The following is a 20,439-nucleotide window of genomic DNA, read 5'->3' on the forward strand; positions in this document are numbered from 1 at the left end:
TCGACCCCGCGCCAAGCCGTCATGATCACTGTGCAGAGCTACTAGTTCCTGGGAGTTACCAGATGACCCGCACGCCGATGGTCATGGCGTGCGCGGAGTCCTGGCCGGAGATCGTACCCTCGTAGCGCAAGTAGAGGGCGGTGCCATCGGCAACATCGGTGTTGGCCGACAGGCCCAGCAGCACGCCGTCGCGAGTCGGCGACACGCCATAGGTGGTGAAGGGGACAGCGGATGCACCGGCGAAGGCCGCCGTCACCGGCCGATCGACATTGGCGTACTCATGGCTCCAGCCGAGCCGCAGTTGCCCGATGATCGGACTGCGCCAACCCACGTTCATGTCGGCGCCCAGCACCGCACCCAGCACCGAACGCAGAGAGTTGGTGGTCGCCGACGCGACGTTGAGGTTGAGCGACTGCGCGCCGGTCTCGATGTAGCCGTTCTGGGTGGCGGTGTAGCCCTGCAGGCGGGCGAACGGCGTGATGTAGGGTTGGGCCGCGCCGCCGATGTCAAATCGGTAACCAGCCTCGAGCTGGCCGAAGAATTGGTTGGCGCCGGCCTGGCCCATCGCCGTGCGCGGCTGCAGGCCCGGGATCAGGATGTTGCGCCACGATTGATTGTAGGCGTAGCCGTAGCCGGCCATGCCATCGAGGTAAAACTTGTCCTGGGTAAAGCTGCCGTAGAGGCCGACCTGATAGGTGTCGGACGTTCCCTTGCCGTCAAAGCCGCTGACCCACTGGGTGCCGGTGGTGAAGCCCACTGCCACGCCGGCCAGGAAGTTGGGGCCGAAGCGGCGATCGACGCCGGCCGCGAAGCCGCCGGCATTGTAGGTAACGGCACCGACGCTCTGGCCGGCGCCGATCGTGCCGAGCCCGCCCACAGCGCCGCCCCAGGCACCCCACTGGGCGGGTGTGGCGTCTTCGCAGGCGACGTCGCAGGCCTCGGCCATCATGACGCGATTGCCGCCGCCCGCCGAGCCCGCTTGCGAGGCGAGGTTGTTCATGAACATCTGTGCCGTCTGCACCATGGTGGTGGAGAAGCTCGACAGGTTCTGGCCGCTGATCGAGCGCAGCACGTACGCGGCCTGCGCCGAGCTGACGGTCGATAGCGCCCCGAGCACGGTGAGCATGTCGCTGGTGGCGGTGGGGGCTATCACGTTCAGCACGTTGCCCGTCGTCGACTGATTGAAGGTGAGGGCGTTGTTGGCGAAGTTGGTGGTGAGTGTCAGATAGGCGTTGTTTGCGTCGTAGGTGAGTGATGGAGTCAGGAACGCGAGATTGCTGTTGACGCTCGAGAAGGTGCCGCTCACGCCGCCCGTGGCATTGACGATGGTGTAGGTGGTCGACGCGGCGTAGGTGCCCGAGGCCGCGACGACCTGCACGGTGCCGCCGTTCAGCGTGGCGATGCCGCCGACATTGACCCGATCGCTCTGGCCGGCGGGATTGGCGCCGACCTGGTAGGTGGCGCCGGAATTGTGCACCAGGTTGCCACTAACGGTGAGCGTGCTGCCGATATTGCCGGGCGCCAGCGTGCCGGAATTGTTGAGGTTTCCAGTCAGAGTGCCGTTGCCGCGGAACGTGCCGGCGCTGCCTACGGCGACGTTGCTGGTGAGCGTGCCGGTGAGATTGAAGCCGCCGCCCGATACGGTGGTGCCGGCGGGAATGATGCCGGTTCCGGAGAGGGTCAGCGTGCCCGTGCCGATCTTGGTGAGGCTCGCGCCGACCATGCCGAGATTTCCATCGATCCTCCCGCTGACGGTGGTCGAAAGGTTGTTGATGCCGACAGTCAGGTTGGTTGAGGCAGTGAAACTTGCGGGGCCGAGGTTGTAGGTACCGGCGCCTTCGATCGAGCCGACGGTGACATTCAATATGTTGAAGTTGGTCCAAGCGCCGGCGTTTGTGATGAGTCGTACCGGTCCATTGAACGTCGCGCCGCTGCCCGACGTGAAGGTGAAGTCGTTGGACCCGCCGGCGTTGGCGATGAGGGTGGCATTGCCGGAGGTCGAGTCCGAGATGTTGGTCGAGGATCCATTGTTGGCGATGATCGTCGCGTCACCAAGCGAGGCATTGTTGAAGCGTATGCTGGAGCCTGGTCCATTGCCGGTAATGGTGGCATTCCCCGCAGTCGCACCGTTACGGAATCTCAGCGTCGCTATGGCATTGCCGCCATTGTTGATGATCACAGCGTTCCCGGCTGACGTGCCGGCGCCATCGAAGATAATTTCTGGCGAAATCACGCCCACGGAACTGAAAGTGAAGGTCGGCGCATTGGAGGAGTTGTTGATGATGCCGGCCCCCGTGAACTGAATGCGGGAAGTGCCCACGTTGAACGTGTAGGCTGGCGCGCCGGCGTTGAACTGGAACGCGCCGATGGTGATGCCGTTGGACTGTGTGAGGGTGGTGATCGACGACGCGCCGAAGGTCGCGGTGCCGGTCGGGATCGTTCCCGACGACCAGTTGCTGCCCGTGTTGAAGTCAGAAGAGCCTGGGCTGCTGAGCCACGTGCCGTTCTGCCCGTATGCCAGCGGCATCATGGCCGTTGCCAATAGCAGGCCAAGGCAGACGTGCCCACCGAGCCACGGCAAGCTTTTCTTCTTTATTGGCGATCCCAAAGTCGCTCCCCAAGTTGGCGTTTCTTAACACCAATCCGCCATCGGAGGGGAGCGCCAAGATGACTCAGGCCAAGGAATCGATGAACTTCGCCAACGCCACGTCCTTCTCGCTCAATCCCCCCGCGTCGTGCGTCGACAGCACGATCTCGACATTGCTGTAGACGTTGGACCATTCCGGATGGTGGTCGGCCTTCTCGGCGGCCAGCGCTACCCGGGTCATGAACCCCCAGGCCTGGTTGAAATCGGCGAACTTCAGGCTGCGCTTGATGGCATCGCGGCCCGGAACTTCCTGCCACTTCGGCAAGGCGGCGAGCGCCTGGGCGCGGGCGGCACCGGTGAGCTTGGCTGTCATGGGGTCACCTCCTGATATGGCGTGAAGCTTGCCTCATTCGCGGGGGCGGGCCTAGGCTCCGCACCTGCTTCAGGAGGGCTTCCGTGAAATTACTACGACGTACTGCTTTTGTTGCTGCCGCCACTCTCGTGCTTGCGCCGCCGGCCTTCGCCCAGAAAAGCGCAGATACGCTGCGCATCCAGTTCGTCGACGCCGTGCCCAACGTCGACATGTACTTCAACAGCCAGCGCACCGGCCTGATCCTGGCGCACCAGGCGTGGGACATGCTGGTGCATCGCGATCCCGCGACCTTCGAGATCAAACCGGCGCTCGCCACCGACTGGCGCTTCGCCGAGGACAACTCCTTGGATCTCACGATCCGGCAGGGCGTGAAGTTCCACGACGGCAGCACGCTCTCGGCCGACGACGTCGTCTACACCATCAACATGGCGGCCAACCCGGAGAGCAAGGTGGCGACGCCGTCGAACTACGCCTGGATCGACAAGGCCGAGAAGACCGGCGACTGGACCGTGCGCATCAAGATGAAGAAGCCGACGCCAGCGGCGCTGGAATATCTCGCCATGGTGACGCCGATCCATCCCAAGGCGTACCGCGAGAGGGTCGGTCCGGAGGAGTTCGCCAAGAAGCCGATCGGCGCCGGCCCCTATAAGATCGTCAAGAACGAGCAGGGCAAGGAAGTGGTCTTCGAGCGCTTCGACGACTACTGGGCGGGCTCGCCCAAGGGGAAGCCGGCGATCAAGACGCTGCATGTGCGCTTCGTGCCCGATCTCGCCACGACCATGACCGAGCTCCTGGCCCAGCGGACCGACTGGATCTGGAACATCAATCCCGACCAGGCCAACGACGTGAACAGGATGCCTCACCTGCAGGCGGTGCGGCAGGAGTCCATGCGCATCGGCTATCTGTCGATCGACGCCGCCGGCCGCTCGGGCGCCGGCAATCCGCTCACCAACCAGAAGGTGCGCCAGGCGATCTGGCACGCCATCAACCGGCAGGACATCGCCGACAAGCTGGTGCAGGGCGGCAGCCGCGTGCCGCCGGCGCCGTGCTTCCCGACGCAGTTCGGCTGCGACGGCGACGCCGCGGTGAAGTATCCCTTCGATCCGGCCAAGGCCAAGGCGCTGCTCGCCGAGGCGGGCTTTCCCAACGGCTTCGAGATCGAGCTCGTGACCTACGTGCAGCCGACCACCTGGACGGCGGCGATCCAGAACTACCTGCAGGCCGTCGGCATCCGCCCCAAGATCACGCAGCTGCAGGTCGCCCCCGCAATCCAGAAGGCATGGCGTGGCGAGAACCCGCTGTATCACGGCAGCTGGGGCAGCTACTCGATCAACGACGTGTCGGCGATCTTCCCCGTCATGTACGGCGCCGGCAGCAACGACAATTACAGCCGCGATCCCGAGCTCGAGAAGCTGGTGGCCGACGGTGGCGCCAGCTCCGACCCCGTCGTCCGCAAACAGGCCTACTCGGCTGCCATCAAGCTGATGACGGACAAGGCCTACTGGCTGCCGTTGTTCACCTACGTGAACACCTATGCCTTCTCCAAGCAGCTCGACTTCAAGACCTTCCCCGACGAGCTGCCGCGCTTCTATCTGGCGAAGTGGCAGTAACTCTTGCCGGACCGCGGGCCTCCAGGCCCGCGGTCCGGCAAGATTATGAGAGCGGCGCAGTCCAGGCGTTGTAGCCGTACACCCAGTCGGTGTCGGTGACGCCCTTGCCCCAGCTGTTGGTCCGCGAGGTGAGTTGCATCTTCGCGGTCCGGAGCTTGCGATTCCGTTCGTAGCGCATCAGCGCGGCGGCAACGCCGTCACGGTCGATGCCGTCCAGACAGCGTGACAGGATCGCAGCGTCCTCGATCGCCATCGCCGCGCCCTGCGCCATGTAAGGTGTCATGGGATGGCAGGCGTCGCCCGGCAACGCGACGTTGCCGTCGACCCAATGCTCCAGCGGATCGCGATCGACCAGCGGGCGCTTGTGTACGTCGGGACAGGCCGCCAGCACGCGTTGCACGTCGGGATGGAAGCCCTCGAACGCCGCGCGCAGAACCTCGACGTCGCCCTTGGCCGACCAGGATTCGAGATTGAAACCGGGCTCGGGCTGGCTGGTGACGAAGTAGACCTCGCTGCGGTCGGGTTTCACCGGATACATGACGATGTGGCGGTCCTCGCCCCACCATTTGGTGCAATCGCCCATGTCGAAGCCATCGAGGCGCGCCGCCGGATAGACCGTGCGATAGGCGATGCGGCCGGTGAAGTGCGGCTCCTCCTCGCCGAACAGGATGGTACGCGCCACCGAGTTCACGCCGTCGGCGGCGATCACGGCATCGGCCGTGACAGTATTGCCGTTGGCGAAGGTGAGCCGCACACCATCGGAAATCTGGTCGAGGCCTTCGAGCTCGTGATCGAGATGGATCAGCTCGTCCGGCACGATGCTGGCCAGGGCCGCATGCAGGTCGCCGCGATGGGCCAGCAGATAGGGCGCACCGTACTTGTCCTCGGCCGACCGGCCGAACAGCATGTCGAACATCACCTCGCCGGTGCGCCAGTCTCGGTTGTTCCACGAACGCGGATAGAAGGTCTCGGCGCGCAGATACTGCTCGAGCCCGAGGCCGCGCAGCACGTGCATGGCATTGCAGCCGATCTGGATGCCGGCGCCGAGCCGCGTGAACTGCTGCGCCTGCTCGTAGACAGCGACCGTATGGCCCGCCTTGCTGAGCGCCGCGGCCGAGGCGAGCCCGCCCATGCCGGCACCGATGATGGCGATCTTCAGACCAGCAGGCATTCGACACCCCCGGCAGGCCGCGGCTTCAGGGGAGGCGTCTCGATCGAGCAACGCGGCTCGGCGATCGGACAGCGCGGATGGAAGCGGCAACCCGGAGGGATATTGGCCGGATCGGGCAGAGTGTCGCCCAGGCCGACGTCAGGCACCCCCAGCCCCGGCTCGGGCGTCAGCACCGAGGCAAGCAGGGCCTTGGTGTAGGGATGCTCGGGCCGGCGGAAGAGCGTCTCGGTCGGCGCGCGCTCGACGAAGCGGCCGAGATACATCACCGCCACTTCGCTCGCGACATGCTCGACGACGGCGAGGTTGTGGCTGATGAAGAGGTAAGTGAGGCCGAGATCGCGGCGCAGCTCGGCCAGAAGGTTCAGGATCTGCGCCTGCACCGAAACGTCGAGCGCGCTGGTCGGCTCGTCGCACACGACGATGCGCGGCCGCAGCACCAGGGCGCGGGCGATGGCGACCCGCTGGCGCTGGCCACCGGACAGCTCGGTCGGCAGGCGGCGGCCCATCTCGGCGCTCAAGCCCACACGCGCCAGCATCTCGTCGACACGTTTTGCGATCTCGCTGCCCGCGATGTTGCCCTGCGCCTTGAGCGGCATGGCGACGATGTCGCGCACACGGGCAAGCGGATTGAGCGAGGCAAAGGGATCCTGGAACACCGGCTGGATCAGCCGCGCGCGCGCCCGGCGGTCCATGTCGATGACGCGCTGGCCCTCGACCGCGATATCGCCCGCCGTCGGCGGCAGCAGGCCGAGGATCAGCCGCGCGAGCGTGGACTTGCCACAGCCCGATTCGCCCACGACGCCTAGAACGCCGCCCGGCGGCACGGCGAAGGAGATGTCGTCGACCGCGACCACGTGACGGTCGGCGCCGAAAAGCCCGCCTTTGACGCGGAAGGTCCTGCGGACGGCTTTGACTTCGATCGCCGTGTTCATGCCGGCAACCGGCATAGAAAATCGTGGGCCACGCTTGCGGCATGGCGCGGGATCGCATGGGCGCAGGTCACGTCAGCGAAGTCACAGCGGTCGCGGAAGGCACAGCCTTCGAATCCCGGGCCGATGCGCGGCACGGTGCCGGGGATCGAGCCCAGTGGCTCGTCGCGCTTGATTTTGCCCGGCACCGGCACGCAGCGCAGCAGGCCACGCGTGTAGGGGTGCTTGGGATTGGCGAACAGCTCGGCGGTCGGCGCGCTCTCGACCACTTCGCCGGCATACATCACCGACACGCGATGGGCGACGCGGGCCACGATGCCGAGGTCGTGGGTGATCAACAGCATGCCGAGCCCGAGGTCGCGCTGCAGGCCGGCCAGCAGACGCAGGATCTGCGCCTGCACCGTGACGTCGAGCGCCGTGGTCGGCTCGTCGGCGATCAGGAGCTTGGGATCGCACATCAGCGCCATGGCGATCATGACACGCTGGCGCAGGCCGCCCGAAAGCTGGTGCGGGAACTGGCCGAGTCGGAGGCCAGGTGCCGTGATGCCGACGCGGGCCAGAAGGTCGGCGGCGCGGTCGGTGGCCGCGCGCTGCGTCGTCTTCTTGTGGCGGCGCAGCACCTCGGTCATTTGCGAGCCCACCGTGTAGGCGGGGTTGAGGCTGGTCATCGGCTCCTGGAAGATCATGGCCATGGCGTTGCCGCGCAGATGCGCCATGCCGGAGTCGCTGAGGCCGGTCAGGTCCTGGCCCTCGAAAGCGAGCCGCTTGGCCGAGCGGCGGGCACCGCGGGCCAAAAGATTCATGACGGCAAGGGCGGTCACCGACTTGCCACAGCCCGATTCGCCCACCAGGCAATGGGTCTCGCCGCGCTCGACCGTGACCGAGGCGCCGCGCACCGCCGACACGCGGCCGCCGAAGTTCACCTCGAGCTGGTCGACCTCGAGCAGCGCACTCATGGATCAGTCCTCGCGCCGAACAGGTCGCGCAGGCCATCACCCAAAAGATTGATTCCCATGACCAGTACGAACAGCGCCACACCCGGGATTACGATCACCCACGGGCTGAAGAACATGTAGTCCTTGGCCTCGGCGATCATCAGGCCCCACGACGGCAACGGCGGCGGCACGCCGAGCCCGAGGAAGGAGAGCGCGGCCTCGAGCAGGATGGCGAGCGCGATCTCGAGGGTTGCCACCACGACGAGGTGGCTCGCGATGTTGGGCAGCACCTCGCCCGCCAGGATGCGAAAGCGCGAGCAGCCGGCGCACCAGGCGGCGGCGACGAAGTCGAGGTTGCGAACCTGCATGGTGGTCGATCGCGCCACCACGGCGAAGCGGTCCCACAGCAGGAGGCCCAAGGTCAGCACCAGCAGGGTCATCGAGCTGCCGAGCAGGCCCACGACCGCCAGCGACACCAGCACCACCGGGATCGAGAGCCGCGTGGTGATGGCGAACAGCACGGCATCGTCGACCCGGCCGCCCAAGAAGCCGCCCAGCACGCCGATGGTGATGCCGATCAGCGCCGACACCACCGTCACCGTGACCCCGATCAGCATGGAGATGCGGCAGCCCCAGATCAGGCGCGAGAGGTAGTCGCGGCCGAGCTGGTCGGTGCCCAGGAGGTAGTCGGGATTGGTGCCGGCCATCCAGAAAGGCGGCAGCAGGCGCTTGCTGAGGTCCTGGGCGAAGGGATCGTGTGGCACCAGCAGCGGGGCGAAGACGGCGCAGATCATGGCGATGCCCACGATCACCGCGCCGATCCAGGTGCTGATGCTCTTCCAGCCGCGCTTGGGGCCGGCCGTGACAGACATCACGGTCATGGCCCGCGCAGCCTCGGATCGAGCACGGCGTTCATCAGGTCGGCCAGCATGGTGAGCGCCACGTAGATCACCGCCAGCACCAGGACGACCGACTGCACGACGGGGAAGTCGTTCTTACCGATCGATTCCCAGGCGAGGAAGCCCACGCCGTGCAGGGCGAAGACCTGCTCGATCACGATCGAGCCGCCCAGCATAAAGCCGAGCTGCACGGCGGCGATCGCCACCACCGGGATCGCGGCGTTGCGCAGCGCATGCTTCAGCAGGATCGAGGCGCGCGACAGGCCCTTGGCCCTTGCCGTGCGGATGTAGTCCGAGCCCATCGCCTGGATCATGCCGGCGCGGGTCAGCCGCGTCAGCGCAGGGATGGCCGAGAACGCGAGCACGATGCCCGGCATCACAAAATGCTGCCAGGAGCCGGTGCCCGAGATCGGCAGCCAGCCGAGTTGTAGGCCGAGCGTGATCATCAAGATCAATCCGAGCCAGAACGAGGGCATCGCCTGGCCAACCAGGGCCACCATCTGGACCACGCGATCGAGCGCGGTGTTCTCGCGCACCGCCGCCAGGATGCCGAGCGGCAGGGAGACCAGCAGCGCGATCACCAGCCCGGTGAGGCCGAGCGTGATGGTGATCGGCATGCGCTCGCCGATCAGCGTGGAGACCTTGGTCTTGAAGAAGTAGCTTTCGCCCAGGTCGCCGGTCGCCGCGCGCCCGACCCAGTCGAAGAACTGCACGGTGAGCGGCCGGTCGAGCCCGTAGGCCTTGCGCACGGCCTCGACGTCGGCCTGCGTGGCATTGGGACCGGCGATCGAGATCGCGAGGTCGCCCGACAGGCGCGTCAGGATGAAGGCGAGCGTCATGACGGTGGCGGCAACGAGAATCGCCACGATCAGACGACGAACGAGGAACTGCAGCATGCTTGGATGCAGAGCTTAGAGCGGATCGATCGGGAAGGCGACCATGCGAATCCCGCGCCAACCGCCCGGCGGCCAGCCACAGATTCGTCCACCATCGCCCCTTGGCGGGCGCGCCTTGGTCCTATATGGGGGAGTCATGCCGGTCTTCACCAATCCGCGGCGCATGCCCTGCTTCGGCACGGCGCCCACCTTGGAGGACTTCGAGGCGATCGCCGCCGAGGCGCTGGCGACGATTCCCGAGGAGTTCCGGAAGCATGTCGGCAACGTGCGTATCCAGGTCGACGACTTCCCGTCCGATGAGGTCGAGAAGGAGATGGATCTCGACACGCCGTTCGATCTGCTCGGCCTCTATCAAGGTGTGTCGATGATGGAGCGTGGCGCGGGCCACGTCGCCAACGACATCGATCGCATTTTCCTCTATCGCCGGCCGATCCTCGACTACTGGTGCGAATCAGGCGAGGACCTGCCGCACATCGTGCGCCACGTACTGATCCACGAGATCGGCCATCACTTCGGCCTCAGCGACGACGACATGGAAGCGATCGAAGCCAAGGCCGAGGAAGAATCGCGGCGCGCGCAGCCCGGGGCTTAACTCATTGGACCGCGGGCCTCCAGGCGCGCGGTCCGGAAGAGCATGAGCGGGCCTGGAGGCCCGCGGTCCGATGATCACACCCTGATCGCTTCCCGATACAGGCGCTCGGGCGTGACCCAGCGGACCATCTGGACGAAGCTGTCGACATACTTTGCCGGATCGCCGTTGTAGTCGGCCTTGTACGCATGCTCGTACATGTCCATGACGATCAGCGGCACGCAGCCGACCGGCCCCGTGGCGTGATCGGCGGCAAGGTGATTGATCAATCGCTTGTCGCGCGGCGTATAGGCCAGGATCACCATGCCCTTGCCGTCGGTCACCGCCTTGCCCATGGCGGCGAACTCGGCCTTCCAGCGATCGAAGCTCGAGAAGTCGCGGCTGATCGCCTGCGCGAACACGCCGGACGGGCTGGTCGGCGCGTCGCCGATGCATTCGAAATAGAGCTCGTGCAGCAGCGAGGAATTGTAGACGGCCTGCTGCTCGCGCTTCAGCTCGCCGATCTCGGCCGGCTGGACCTTGGCGAAATCCATTTGCGCCAGCTGCTCGGTGATCGCATTCAGCCGGTTGATGCTCTCGCCATAGATCGCGTGATGCTCGGTGATCGACTGGGCCGACAGCCACTTGATCTTGTCGGGATTGAAGGTGAGCGGCTGGGCGCGGAACTTGGGCGCGCTGGCGACGGCGAGCAGCTGCTGCGCCGCCACCGGCATGGCTGCAGCGCCAGCCAGTAGGCCGACGCCCGCGGCCAGGGAACGGCGAGAGATCTCGGGCATGTCGGTCTCCGAAAAGATTATTCGGAACCTAACGCCCCTCAGGACGGAGAGTTGCGCTGCACGCCGGGTGCGCGATAAAGGCCTTGGATCAGCGACTCTGCGGGCTCATAAGCCCGCAGCACCAGTCGCATCGGCCCGCTGGGCGCGGGTAGCCAATTGGTCGCACGCTTGCCCTCCGGCCGCTCACGCTGCAGGTAAATCGTGAGCGAACCGTCGGCCGATTTCTGCAGGCCCGGTGTGCGATCGCCGATCGAATAGCGACCGATCGGATTGTCGATGAAGAAGGCCCGGCCCTCCGGCGTCACCTCGTACATGGCGAGCGACCAGAAGGCGCGCGCCGGCGGCAGGCCGTCGGCCGGGAAGGTAAGGCGGTAGGTATTGGCGCCGGAGAGGGGACGGCCGTTCGAATCGGTGTTGCAGGCGAGATAGACCGCCTCTGTGGGCTCGAGCGCCGCCAGCCCGGTGAGTGCCACATACGCGCGATAGAGATAGTCCGCGCCGAAATTGCCGAGATGGCGCTCGCCGTAGGTCCAGCCGTCGACCGTCCTGCCGTAGCGGCCGCCGGCGGCGCGGATGTCCCCGCGGCCCTGCTCGATGCCGGCCTGGATCGCGCGACGCTCCGGCTCGCTGAAGGCACGCCGGTCGAAATTGCGACCGGGCCGTAGCTTCAACGGTGCGAAGGCGTCGAACACGGCACGGTCTCGTTCCGGCAGCGGGCTCTCGCCCAGCGCGCGCATCGTCACGTCGAACAGGTCGAACGCATCGGTGGGATTGGGCGCGGGCCAGCCGGCCACCGGCTCGGCCGGCGCCGCGTTGCGCTGGGACATCAGCTCGCGGGCGCCCAGGATGCGCCGCTCGGTGCGCTGGTCGGGCGTCTCGAGCAGCGCGCGTGCCTGCAGGATGCGCACGCGGTCGACTTCGTCGGGCCCGTCGATCAGGATGCGTCCCAGCAGCCACACCGAATTGGTGGGCGCTCTCACCAGCTTCACTTCCGACGACGGATCGCCGGTCCAACCCGGCCCGACGATCATGTGCGTCGGCGGCTCTCCACCGTGCAGCCGATGACTGACATAGGCGAAGTTGTTGGTGAACAGGTCCATGAAGGCGTAGCTGTAGTAAAGATCTCCCACCGGCGGCACGGTGAGGAACATCGGATCGACCGAGAGGTCGAGCCACGCCGAGGAATAGAAGGTGTCGTCGTTGGGCGTCGTCACCGCCCGCGCACGATGGTCGGCGAGCTGGGCGATGTGGCGGAAGCGGTTCAGCTGCTGGCGCGATGGGTTGGCCGCGTTGACCGTGGCCTGCCAGCGCGTGCGGTACATCTCGTAGACCGGGAAGAGATAGATCGTGGCGCGCCGCGCCAAGTCTTTCAGAGTTACCGTCGTGTCCTGCGCGCGCACGACGGCGGGCGCCGCCAGGGTTGCGGCGAGCGAAACGCCGAGCAATGTGCGGCGCTTCATGCCGCGCGCTCGCGCATCAGGCGGCGCTCCATCACGAAGGCCGCCGCCTCGCGCCACGGCGCCAGGGTCCAGAACGAGCGGGCGCGGCCCGACGGAGAGGCCAGCACGAACGCCACCGCATCCTCGATCGGCTCGGCCTGCCGTCCGTAGGCCGGCGATTTCACGCCGAGCGCCAGCGACGCCGCGTGCTTGCTGGTGAAGGCGATGGCGGCGGGCCGGAAGCGGCGCAGCTTGGCGTGCAGGGCGGCAGCGTCCATGGCGTGAGGGCTGAGCTCGTGGTCCGAACCATACTCCGTCTTGTTGAGGTCCGTCAGCCCGATGCCGAGTGTCAGGAGCTCGGGATAGCGCTGGGGCGCCAGCCGCTCGGGCGTCAGGCCGACGGCATGCAGGGTCGGCCAGAAGGCGTTGCCCGGATTGGCGTAGTAGGCGCGTGCCTTGAACGAGGCCGGGCTGGGCGCGGTCCCGCAGAACACGAGGTCGAGGCCCGGCGCCAGAAGGTCGGGGACGAGATGCTTATTCCGGCTTGATGCCTGCGGCACGGATCACCTCGCCCCAGCGCTTGTGCTCGGCCTTGATGAAGGCATCGACCTCGAGGATCGGCATGTTGCTGCCGGGCTCGAAGCCGCCCTGGCGCATGCTGGCGATCACCTCGGAGTCCTGCAAGGCGCGCTCGGTGGCGGCGCGCAGCTTGTCCTTGACCTTGGCCGGGGTGCCTGCCGGCACCGCCCAGATCGACCACGAGGTGACCACGAGGTCGGGAACGGTCTCGACCAGGGTCGGCGTGTCCGGCGCGACCATGGCGCGCTTGGCGCCGGTGGTGGCGATGGGCTTCAGCTTGCCCGCGCTCACCTGGCCCATCAGCGAATCGATGTTGGCGATGCAGAGCGGCACGTGACCCGCCAGCACGTCGGCCGCCGCCGCCGAGGCGCCGCGATAGCTGATCAGGGTGAGATCGGCGCCGGTCTTCTGCTTCAGGAGCTCCATGGTGAGCGACGGTGAGGCGCCGACGCCGGAGGAACCGTACTGGTACTTGCCGGGCTCGGCCTTGGCTGCGGCAATCAGCTTGGTGACGGTGTCGTGCGGAAAGCTGGGATGGCAGCACAGCATGTTGGGCTGAGTGCCGATCCACGCCACCGTCTCGAGATCGGTGAACGGATTGTAGGGCAGCTTGGCGTAGAGATTGGGCGCCACGGCATGGCTGGCGATGCCGCCCAGCAGCATGGAATAGCCGTCGGGCGGCGACTTGGCGACGTTGTCCGCGGCGATCGAGCCGCCCGCGCCGCTGCGATTGTCGATGACGAAGGACTGGCCGAGATGGTCCTGCAGCTTGGAGCTGAGCCTGCGGGCGATGTTGTCCTGCGAGCCGCCCGGCGTGAACGGACAGACGACGCGCACGGTGCGCTGGGGCCAGTCGTCGGCCTGGGCGAAGGCCGGTCCCGCCAGCGGAAGCACGCCCAGGGCGGCGGTGAATTGGCGCCTTTTCATTCCATTCCCTCTCACGCGTAACTCTCCCCGGTCCAATGATGCATGACGAGTGCATTCGCGCCTAGAGGCCAGAACTGCAATGCGGGATGCCTGTCACCCGGCGCAGGGTAGCCCCCGCGCTAACCGTAGCGAGGGCCTTTGAGGCCACAGGAAAAGGTCCCGCGCTGCGCTCGGGATGGCAGCGGGTCGCGGAACAAAAACGCTCTTGCCGCGTCGAAATTGGATGAACGCGGCGCGCAATACCGACGGCGAGCCGGATTCGGCGCCGCCACCCGTCATATTGGTCGTGGAAGACGAGGTGCTGGTGCGCAGCATCGTGGCGGCCTATTTGCGCGAGTGCGGCTTCGATGTGATCGAGGCGAGCAGCGCCGACGAGGCGATTCGCGTGCTGCAGGCAGAGGTCCGGGTCGACATCGTGTTCTCCGACGTCAACATGCCGGGCAGCATGGATGGCTTTGGCTTGGCACAGTGGGTCCGCCGCGAGCGGCCATGGCTCCGAGTCATCCTGACGTCGGGTGCGGCGCGCACGGCCAAGGCGGCGGGCGATCTCTGCGAGAGCGGCCCGGTCCTCGCCAAGCCGTACGATCACGCCGAGCTCGAACGCCACATCCGCAATCTGTTGGCGCGCTGACGGAGACGTCTGCGGACGGGCGGCGCTTGCCGTCTGATTGTCATCCGACCTAGACTTTCGCGGCATGAGGGGCGTCACGCGCTGGGTTGCCTTCGGTCTCGTGGCGTTGCTCGCAATGCTGACCACGCCCCGCGCGATCATGGCCGCGCCGTCGCCGACCGATGCTGCCGCCGTGCGCGAACAGGTCGGCAAGGTCTATGACTGGGCGGGTTACCAACGCGAACTGCCGGACGCACCTGTCCGTCCCGCGCCGCGCGAGTTCGAGCCGATTTCGCTCGATCTCCGATCTATTGTCAACGCGCTGCTGATCGGCGGGCTGTTGGTCGTGCTCATCGTCGCGGTGATGTGGCTGCGGACCGGCGGCTGGGCCTGGCCGACGGCGAGCAACGCGGCACGGCCGGAAGAGGCCGCGGCATCCGGCGCGCAACGCGATCATCTCAAGGCCCGGCTCGACGACGCCGACCGCTCGGCCGTGTCGGGAGACTGGAGCAGCGCCATCCATGTCCTGCTGCTGACCAGCATCGACCTGTTGCGCCGCCGCGTCGGTCAGGAGGTGCCGGTCGCCATGACGGGGCGTGAACTGGTCGGGCGTGCCCAGGTGCCCGAGCGGGCGCGCGAGGATTTCGCCGCGCTGGTGGCGGCGGTCGAGCTCTGCCACTTCGGCGGCCGCCCGGCCGACCGTCCGCTCTACGAGCGCTGCCGCGGACACTATGAGCGGCTGTGGGGCATGCCGCCGGAAGCGACGGCATGAGCACCCGCGGGCTGCAGCCCTTCAGCCAACGGACACTGCTGGCCTTGATCGCCGTGGGCGCGCTCGGCTTCGTTGTCATGGCCTACCTCATGATCGCGGGCGAGGACACGCGCGGCTGGCAGGCCAGCCCCACGACCACCTCGCGCTCGGCTGTCGGCTACCGTGCCTTCACCGAGCTCCTGCGGCGCTTCGACATAGAGCCGGTCGCGCCCAGCGAGACGAGGCTTGTCCGGGAGTCCCTCCGGATCGTGTTGGCGCCCCAGACGGCGCAGGAAGTGCGGGAAATCCTGCAAGCAACGGCGCCGCCGGTGCTGATCGTGCTGCCCAAATGGCGGACGCGTGCGCCGCCGCTCAGCGATCGCGTCTCCGACGCGCAGTTGCGCAACATCGAGGGCGTGCAGGCGCTGGCGCGCGCCATCGCCGACGATGCCGTCATCACGCGGCCGGACGCCGTCGGCGCCTGGCGCATGGAGGGCGTCCACGGAACGCCGACGCTGACGCGGGCGCAGCTCGTGCGCTCCGCCAAGCTCTGTCCGGTAGTGTCGAGCGCTGAGGGCATGCTGGTCGCCCGCCTGTGCGCCCGCCCGCAGGTCACGGTGCTGGCCGACCCCGACCTTCTTGCCAATTACGGCCTGTGGCGTGGCGACAATGCCGTGCTGGCGATGAGCCTGGTCGCGCGCCTGCGTGCGGGCGATGGACCCGTGGTGGCGCTCGAGGCGGTGAGCGACCGGCCATCGCGCGACATCTGGCAACTCGCGGTTTCTCCGCCCTTCGCCCTGGTCACGTTCTCGGCCCTGGTGGCGATCGGCATTGCGCTGTGGGCGGCGGCGACGCGCTTTGGCCCGCCGGCCGACGAGCCATTGCCGCCGCCCGCCGGGGTGTTTGCCCTGATCGACGTGGCGGCGCGCCTGCTGCGCGATCGCTCCGACGGCGGACGGTTGCTCAAACGCTATGCCGACCTTGTGGTGCTCGACCTCGGCCGCCGCCTGAAGGCGCCGGCGCAGTTGCAGGGTCCGGCGGAGATCGGCCGCTGGCTCGACGGCACGCCTGCGGCCAAGGGGGCGGCCCAGGGGGCGGCCAAGAGCGCGCCGGCATACCAGGAACTCGTGCGCGCGATCGAGACGATCGCGCCGGGCGACAAGGCGGCCACGGTGGCCGCTGCGGCGCGGCTTCATCGCTGGCGGGAGGAATTGCTGAATGGACGTTGAACCTTTGGTCGCCCTCAGGGCGCGCGTCGCCGCCGAGGTCGGCAAGGTCGTGGTCGGCCAGCGCGAGGCCGTCGACCTGATGCTGGTGGCGTTGCTGGCCGATGGGCACATCCTGCTCGAGGGCGTGCCCGGCGTCGCCAAGACGCTGCTGGCGCGCACCGTGGCGGCGAGCCTCTCGCTCGACTTCAGCCGCATCCAGTTCACGCCCGACCTGATGCCGGGCGACGTGATCGGCGCCAGCATCTTCAATTTCCAGACCAACGCCTTCGTGCTGACGCGAGGCCCCGTCTTCACGCAGCTCCTGCTGGCCGACGAGATCAACCGCACGCCGCCCAAGACCCAGGCTGCCCTGCTCGAGGCCATGCAGGAGAAGTCGGTCACGATCGACGGCCGCAGCCATGCGTTGGGGCCGCCCTTCATGGTCATCGCCACCCAGAATCCGATCGAGCAGCAGGGCACCTATCCGCTGCCCGAAGCCCAGCTCGATCGCTTCCTGTTCAAGCATCGGCTCGACTATCCCTCGCGCGAAGAGGAGCTCGCGGTGGTGACGCGGCACAGTTCGGGCGCCGCACTCGCCGATCCCCGCAGCGCCGGCGTCGCGGCGGTGGTCGACCAGGCGGAATTGGCGACCCTCAAGGCGATCGTGCCGGCGGTGCGGCTCAATGACGACATCGTCGCCTATGTCGTCGACCTGGTGCGCGCCACGCGCGAGCATCCTTCGCTGCAGTTCGGCGGCTCACCACGTGCAGCGGCGATGCTGGCGGCGTCGGCGCGCGCACTGGCCGGCCTCGAGGGCCGCGACTTCGTCATCCCCGACGACATCAAGCGCCTCGCCCAGCCGGCATTGCGCCACCGCCTGGTGCTGGCGCCCAGCGCCGAGATCGAAGGCCAGAGCGTCGACGGCGTGCTGGCCCAGATCGTCGAGCGCCAGGCGGCGCCGCGCTGATGCAGCCGACGCCGCGCTGCCTGGTCCTGTTCGGCGTCGTGGTGGCGCTCAGCGTGCCGTGGGTGCTGGCGTTCGGTGCGTGGTGGGAGACCGGCGTGGCATTGCCGCTCACTGCGCTGCTGGCGCTGGGGATCGATGCCGCCCTGGCGCCGGCGCGCCGGCAGGTCGCCGTCGAGGCCAGCGTGCCCGAATTGGTGCCGATCGGCAGCACGGCGCGGCTCTCGGTGTTCGTCACGGCCCGGCGCAACGTCGGCGGCGGTCGCTGCTCGGTCCTCTGCGAGGTGTCGGGACCGCTCCTGCCGCCGGCTCTCGTCGACCTCGACCTCGCCGATCGCGGCGAAGGCATCGCTGAATGGCCGTTGCGCGCGCGCCGGCGCGGCGAAGGCCGGCTCGAGCGGGTCTGGCTGCGCTGGACCGGGCCGCTCGGGCTGATCGCCGTGCACGGTCGCTACGACATCGGCCAGGCCATCGCCGTCACGCCCGACGTCGGCGCGGTGCGGGCGATGGCGCTCAAGTTCTCGCAGTACGACGCCTTCTTCGGCCAGAAGCAGATGCGCCAGCAGGGCGAGGGCAGCGAGTTCCGCGCGTTGCGCGAATACGTGCCCGGCCTCGACCATCGGCGGATCGACTGGAAGCAGTCGGCCAAGCATCGCCGCCTGATGACCAAGGAATTCCTCACCGAGCGCAACCAGCAGGTCGTGTTCGCCATCGATTGCGGCCACCTGATGAGCGAGCCGCTGGACGGCGTGCCGCGGCTGGACCACGCCATCAACGCCGCCCTGCAGATGGGCTACGTCTCGCTGCGCTACGGCGATCGCGTCGGTGTGTTCAGTTTCGACAGCCGTGTGCGCGGCTATGCCAGGCCGATCGGCAATGTCGCCAACTTCGCCCTGGTCCAGCGCGAGATGGCCCGCCTGCAGTACCGCCACGAGGAGAGCAACTATACGCTGGGCCTGATGGACCTGATGGGCCGCCTCGATCGTCGCAGCCTGATCGTCGTGATGACCGACTTCGTCGACACGGTGACGGCCGAGCTGATGATGGACAACCTGCAGCGCCTGGCGGCGCGCCACCTGCTGCTGTTCGTCGCCCTGCGCGACCGCGGGCTTGCTACGCTGGCGGCCGCCCGGCCGGACAGCTTCGAGGGCCTGGCGCGCTCGGTGTTCGCCCAGGACTTCACCGCCGAGCGTGAGGTCGTGGTCCAGAGGCTGCGGCGGCTCGGCGTGCAATGTGTGCAGACCGAGCCCGACCGGCTGGGCCCCGAGCTGGTCAACCGCTATCTCGAGATCAAGCGCCGGGAGGTCCTGTGAGATGGCGCTGGAGCTGAAGAGCGCGCAGTTCCGCCGCGAGCGCGAGGGCGTCTGGCGCGAGCTCGAGACGCTGGTCGCGCGCGCCGAACGCCACGGCATGGGCTCGCTCGACGGCGACAGTCTGGCCCGGCTGCCGACGCTTTATCGCGCCACTCTGTCGGGCCTGTCGGTGGCGCGGGCGATCTCGCTCGACCGCAACCTGCTCGACTATCTCGAGGCGTTGTGCGCCCGCGCCTATCTCTGCGTCTACGGCGTGCGCGAGCGGCCGTCGGCCCTGCTGGCGGCGTTCTTCGCCTGGCGCCTGCCGGCCGCGGTGCGCGGCGCCTGGCGGGCGATCGTCCTTGCTTTCATCGTCATCCTTGCGGGTGTGCTGGCGGCCTGGTTCCTGACCGCGTCCGATCCCGCCTATTATGATTCCTTCATCGCCAAGGGCGTGCAGCAGGGGCGCTCCTTCGACGCCTCGACCGAGGCCTTGCGCGCCTCGCTGGGCGGCGGCGGGAAGGACGTCGACGAGCTCGGGGCCTTCGCCGCCTACCTGTTTTCGCACAATGCGCAGATCGGCATCCTGAGCTTCTCCCTGGGCTTCGCGCTCGGCGTGCCGACCTTGGCGCTGATCTTCACCAACGGCCTGATGCTCGGCGCCTTCCTGGCGCTGTTCGCCAGCCGTGGCCTGCTGGTCGAGTTGGGCGGCTGGTTGTCGATCCATGGTCCCACCGAGTTCCTGGCGCTGATCCTGAGCGCCGCGGCGGGGCTGAAAATCGCCGGCGCCGTGCTGTTCGCCGGCCGCGAGCCGCGGCTGGTCCGGCTGGCGCGCGACGGTCGCGATGCCGCCGTCATCATGATGGGCGCAGTAATGCTCTTCTTGCTGGCCGGCCTGCTCGAGGGGCTGGGACGCCAGCTCGTGGTCGGCATGGCGGCGCGCTACCTGCTGGGCTGGAGCATCTTCGCCGCCATCGTCGCCTACTTCTGCATGGCTGGCCGGGAGCGTCGGCCATGAGCGATCTCGCCGTGACGATCGAGAGCGCCGACCCGCGGATGCGCGCTGTCGTTACGCCGGAGGGCGTGGCGGTGTCCGTCCGGCTGGCCAGCGTCGGCGAGCGGGCGACGGCCTTGGTGCTCGATCTCCTGATCCTGATCGTGGCGCTGATCGTCGTGGCCATCGCCACCGCTGTCGCCGGCGGCCATGTCGGCAGGACCGCCGGCATCCTGCTGATGTTCGTCCTGCGCGTCTTCTACTTCGCCGGCTTCGAGCTGGCCTGGAACGGCCGCACGCCCGGCAAGCGCATGGCCTCGCTACGCGTCATCAACCGCCGCGGCGGCCCGCTCACGCCCGCTGCCGTGATCGGCCGCAACCTGATGCGCGAGGTCGAGCTCTTCCTGCCGCTGTCACTGGCGCTCGCCGGCGACGCGGCGATCGCAGCCGGGCCTTGGACCTGGATCGCCACCTTGACCTGGGTCGGCGTGCTCGCCGCCCTGCCGCTGTTCAACCGCGACCGCCTGCGCGCCGGCGACATGGTGGCGGGCACCTGGGTGGTGGCCGAGCCCAAGCCGGTGCTGCTGCCCGACCTGGCGGCCGTCCGGTCTGCGGTGTATGCCGCGCCAGCCTATGTCTTCACGGCCCAGCAGCTCGTCGTCTACGGCGTCAAGGAGCTGCAGGTCCTCGAGGACGTCCTGCGATCGTCAGGCCAGGGCACGACGGCCCTGCAAGGCGACGTGGCGCGGCGCATCGTGCGCAAGATCGGCTATGTCCATCCCGATGGAGGCGGCGCCTTCAATGAGCGCGCCTTCCTCGAAGCTTTCTATGCTGCGCAGCGCCGCCGGCTGGAAGCCGAGCTGGCCTTCGGGCGCCGACGGCGCGACAAGAACGATCGCTGAGTCTTGCC

The 20,439-nt window shown here is 67.7% G+C and carries 20 protein-coding genes; 9 read left to right on the plus strand and 11 right to left on the minus strand.

All coding sequences use genetic code 11. From position 1 onward, the window contains the following. Window positions 1-55 precede the first annotated feature (55 nt). Both RSO01_RS21030 and RSO01_RS21035 read right to left on the minus strand, forming a co-directional pair. Window positions 56-2,530: an autotransporter outer membrane beta-barrel domain-containing protein gene (locus RSO01_RS21030; RefSeq protein WP_147151419.1), complete on the minus strand. Its 2,475-nt coding sequence runs from the start codon at window positions 2,528-2,530 to the stop codon at window positions 56-58. 142 nt (window positions 2,531-2,672) lie between these two features. Further along, on the minus strand, window positions 2,673-2,960 hold the full coding sequence (locus tag RSO01_RS21035; RefSeq protein ID WP_147151420.1) for a 4a-hydroxytetrahydrobiopterin dehydratase: 288 nt from the start codon (window positions 2,958-2,960) through the stop codon (window positions 2,673-2,675). Window positions 2,961-3,043: 83 nt separating this feature from the next. Between RSO01_RS21035 and RSO01_RS21040 the strand changes: the two genes are divergently transcribed. Beyond that, entirely contained in the window at window positions 3,044-4,570 is a 1,527-nt protein-coding gene (locus RSO01_RS21040; protein WP_147151421.1) for an ABC transporter substrate-binding protein, read from the plus strand. Window positions 4,571-4,613: 43 nt separating this feature from the next. Here the strand turns inward: RSO01_RS21040 and RSO01_RS21045 are convergent, their stop codons facing one another. From RSO01_RS21045 to RSO01_RS21065, 5 genes are read right to left on the minus strand one after another with little or no spacing between them, the layout of a single operon-like run. Continuing rightward, window positions 4,614-5,741, minus strand: a complete 1,128-nt coding sequence (locus RSO01_RS21045) for an FAD-dependent monooxygenase (RefSeq protein ID WP_147151422.1) — start codon at window positions 5,739-5,741, stop codon at window positions 4,614-4,616. Next, window positions 5,726-6,673 carry an ABC transporter ATP-binding protein gene (locus RSO01_RS21050; protein ID WP_147151423.1) on the minus strand — a complete coding sequence of 316 codons (948 nt, stop codon included), beginning with the start codon at window positions 6,671-6,673 and terminating at the stop codon, window positions 5,726-5,728. The genes RSO01_RS21045 and RSO01_RS21050 overlap by 16 nt, the downstream gene beginning before the upstream one ends. Next, entirely contained in the window at window positions 6,670-7,626 is a 957-nt protein-coding gene (locus RSO01_RS21055; RefSeq protein ID WP_147151424.1) for an ABC transporter ATP-binding protein, read from the minus strand. Before RSO01_RS21055 ends, RSO01_RS21050 begins: the two co-directional genes overlap by 4 nt. After that, window positions 7,623-8,486: an ABC transporter permease gene (locus RSO01_RS21060; RefSeq protein ID WP_147151425.1), complete on the minus strand. Its 864-nt coding sequence runs from the start codon at window positions 8,484-8,486 to the stop codon at window positions 7,623-7,625. Before RSO01_RS21060 ends, RSO01_RS21055 begins: the two co-directional genes overlap by 4 nt. Then, window positions 8,483-9,400 (minus strand): ABC transporter permease, encoded by a 918-nt coding sequence (locus RSO01_RS21065; protein ID WP_147151426.1) that lies wholly within the window; start codon window positions 9,398-9,400, stop codon window positions 8,483-8,485. Before RSO01_RS21065 ends, RSO01_RS21060 begins: the two co-directional genes overlap by 4 nt. Window positions 9,401-9,536: 136 nt before the next feature. Here RSO01_RS21065 and RSO01_RS21070 point away from each other — a divergent pair, with 136 nt between their 5' ends. Continuing rightward, window positions 9,537-9,992, plus strand: coding sequence for a metallopeptidase family protein (locus RSO01_RS21070; RefSeq protein ID WP_246158640.1), 456 nt, complete (start codon window positions 9,537-9,539; stop codon window positions 9,990-9,992). Between the two features lie 74 nt (window positions 9,993-10,066). Here the strand turns inward: RSO01_RS21070 and RSO01_RS21075 are convergent, their stop codons facing one another. The 4 genes from RSO01_RS21075 to RSO01_RS21090 are packed head-to-tail and all read right to left on the minus strand — an operon-like array spanning window position 10,067 to window position 13,710. Continuing rightward, complete coding sequence (locus RSO01_RS21075) at window positions 10,067-10,765, minus strand: superoxide dismutase (RefSeq protein WP_147151427.1); 699 nt, start codon at window positions 10,763-10,765, stop codon at window positions 10,067-10,069. 38 nt (window positions 10,766-10,803) lie between these two features. Continuing rightward, window positions 10,804-12,225 (minus strand): DUF1254 domain-containing protein, encoded by a 1,422-nt coding sequence (locus RSO01_RS21080; protein WP_147151428.1) that lies wholly within the window; start codon window positions 12,223-12,225, stop codon window positions 10,804-10,806. Beyond that, window positions 12,222-12,764 carry a mismatch-specific DNA-glycosylase gene (locus RSO01_RS21085; RefSeq protein WP_147151429.1) on the minus strand — a complete coding sequence of 181 codons (543 nt, stop codon included), beginning with the start codon at window positions 12,762-12,764 and terminating at the stop codon, window positions 12,222-12,224. The genes RSO01_RS21080 and RSO01_RS21085 overlap by 4 nt, the downstream gene beginning before the upstream one ends. Beyond that, the gene (locus RSO01_RS21090) at window positions 12,739-13,710 is read right to left on the minus strand and encodes a Bug family tripartite tricarboxylate transporter substrate binding protein (protein WP_147151430.1); all 972 of its coding nucleotides are present in this window, start codon (window positions 13,708-13,710) and stop codon (window positions 12,739-12,741) included. Before RSO01_RS21090 ends, RSO01_RS21085 begins: the two co-directional genes overlap by 26 nt. Before the next feature lie 205 nt (window positions 13,711-13,915). On the opposite strand from RSO01_RS21090, the gene RSO01_RS21095 reads away from it, so the two are divergent. The 7 genes from RSO01_RS21095 (at window position 13,916) to RSO01_RS21125 (ending at window position 20,431) form a co-directional block, all read left to right on the plus strand. Next, window positions 13,916-14,341, plus strand: coding sequence for a response regulator (locus RSO01_RS21095; RefSeq protein WP_246158643.1), 426 nt, complete (start codon window positions 13,916-13,918; stop codon window positions 14,339-14,341). A 64-nt stretch (window positions 14,342-14,405) separates the two neighbouring features. Beyond that, window positions 14,406-15,092 (plus strand): DUF4129 domain-containing protein, encoded by a 687-nt coding sequence (locus tag RSO01_RS21100; protein ID WP_147151432.1) that lies wholly within the window; start codon window positions 14,406-14,408, stop codon window positions 15,090-15,092. Next, window positions 15,089-16,300 carry a DUF4350 domain-containing protein gene (locus tag RSO01_RS21105; RefSeq protein WP_147151433.1) on the plus strand — a complete coding sequence of 404 codons (1,212 nt, stop codon included), beginning with the start codon at window positions 15,089-15,091 and terminating at the stop codon, window positions 16,298-16,300. The genes RSO01_RS21100 and RSO01_RS21105 overlap by 4 nt, the downstream gene beginning before the upstream one ends. Continuing rightward, a complete protein-coding gene (locus tag RSO01_RS21110) occupies window positions 16,290-17,246 on the plus strand; it encodes an AAA family ATPase (RefSeq protein WP_147151434.1) in 957 nt (318 codons plus the stop codon). The genes RSO01_RS21105 and RSO01_RS21110 overlap by 11 nt, the downstream gene beginning before the upstream one ends. After that, on the plus strand, window positions 17,246-18,556 hold the full coding sequence (locus RSO01_RS21115; RefSeq protein WP_147151435.1) for a DUF58 domain-containing protein: 1,311 nt from the start codon (window positions 17,246-17,248) through the stop codon (window positions 18,554-18,556). The genes RSO01_RS21110 and RSO01_RS21115 overlap by 1 nt, the downstream gene beginning before the upstream one ends. 1 nt (window position 18,557) lies before the next feature. Next, window positions 18,558-19,553 (plus strand): stage II sporulation protein M, encoded by a 996-nt coding sequence (locus RSO01_RS21120; RefSeq protein ID WP_147151436.1) that lies wholly within the window; start codon window positions 18,558-18,560, stop codon window positions 19,551-19,553. Next, entirely contained in the window at window positions 19,550-20,431 is an 882-nt protein-coding gene (locus RSO01_RS21125) for an RDD family protein (RefSeq protein ID WP_218037412.1), read from the plus strand. Before RSO01_RS21120 ends, RSO01_RS21125 begins: the two co-directional genes overlap by 4 nt. Window positions 20,432-20,439 lie beyond the last annotated feature (8 nt).

This window comes from Reyranella soli (assembly GCF_007992495.1).
Taxonomy (GTDB): domain Bacteria; phylum Pseudomonadota; class Alphaproteobacteria; order Reyranellales; family Reyranellaceae; genus Reyranella; species Reyranella soli.

Bases quoted from the DNA above. Each gene is read 5' to 3' on its own strand.
- RSO01_RS21030 (WP_147151419.1), bottom strand. From the start codon at position 2,530: ATGATGCCGCTGGCATACGGGCAGAACGGCACGTGGCTCAGCAGCCCA.
- RSO01_RS21035 (WP_147151420.1), bottom strand. From the start codon at position 2,960: ATGACAGCCAAGCTCACCGGTGCCGCCCGCGCCCAGGCGCTCGCCGCC.
- RSO01_RS21045 (WP_147151422.1), bottom strand. From the start codon at position 5,741: ATGCCTGCTGGTCTGAAGATCGCCATCATCGGTGCCGGCATGGGCGGG.
- RSO01_RS21050 (WP_147151423.1), bottom strand. From the start codon at position 6,673: ATGAACACGGCGATCGAAGTCAAAGCCGTCCGCAGGACCTTCCGCGTC.
- RSO01_RS21055 (WP_147151424.1), bottom strand. From the start codon at position 7,626: ATGAGTGCGCTGCTCGAGGTCGACCAGCTCGAGGTGAACTTCGGCGGC.
- RSO01_RS21060 (WP_147151425.1), bottom strand. From the start codon at position 8,486: ATGACCGTGATGTCTGTCACGGCCGGCCCCAAGCGCGGCTGGAAGAGC.
- RSO01_RS21065 (WP_147151426.1), bottom strand. From the start codon at position 9,400: ATGCTGCAGTTCCTCGTTCGTCGTCTGATCGTGGCGATTCTCGTTGCC.
- RSO01_RS21070 (WP_246158640.1), top strand. From the start codon at position 9,537: ATGCCGGTCTTCACCAATCCGCGGCGCATGCCCTGCTTCGGCACGGCG.
- RSO01_RS21075 (WP_147151427.1), bottom strand. From the start codon at position 10,765: ATGCCCGAGATCTCTCGCCGTTCCCTGGCCGCGGGCGTCGGCCTACTG.
- RSO01_RS21080 (WP_147151428.1), bottom strand. From the start codon at position 12,225: ATGAAGCGCCGCACATTGCTCGGCGTTTCGCTCGCCGCAACCCTGGCG.
- RSO01_RS21090 (WP_147151430.1), bottom strand. From the start codon at position 13,710: ATGAAAAGGCGCCAATTCACCGCCGCCCTGGGCGTGCTTCCGCTGGCG.
- RSO01_RS21100 (WP_147151432.1), top strand. From the start codon at position 14,406: ATGAGGGGCGTCACGCGCTGGGTTGCCTTCGGTCTCGTGGCGTTGCTC.
- RSO01_RS21105 (WP_147151433.1), top strand. From the start codon at position 15,089: ATGAGCACCCGCGGGCTGCAGCCCTTCAGCCAACGGACACTGCTGGCC.
- RSO01_RS21110 (WP_147151434.1), top strand. From the start codon at position 16,290: ATGGACGTTGAACCTTTGGTCGCCCTCAGGGCGCGCGTCGCCGCCGAG.
- RSO01_RS21115 (WP_147151435.1), top strand. From the start codon at position 17,246: ATGCAGCCGACGCCGCGCTGCCTGGTCCTGTTCGGCGTCGTGGTGGCG.
- RSO01_RS21120 (WP_147151436.1), top strand. From the start codon at position 18,558: ATGGCGCTGGAGCTGAAGAGCGCGCAGTTCCGCCGCGAGCGCGAGGGC.
- RSO01_RS21125 (WP_218037412.1), top strand. From the start codon at position 19,550: ATGAGCGATCTCGCCGTGACGATCGAGAGCGCCGACCCGCGGATGCGC.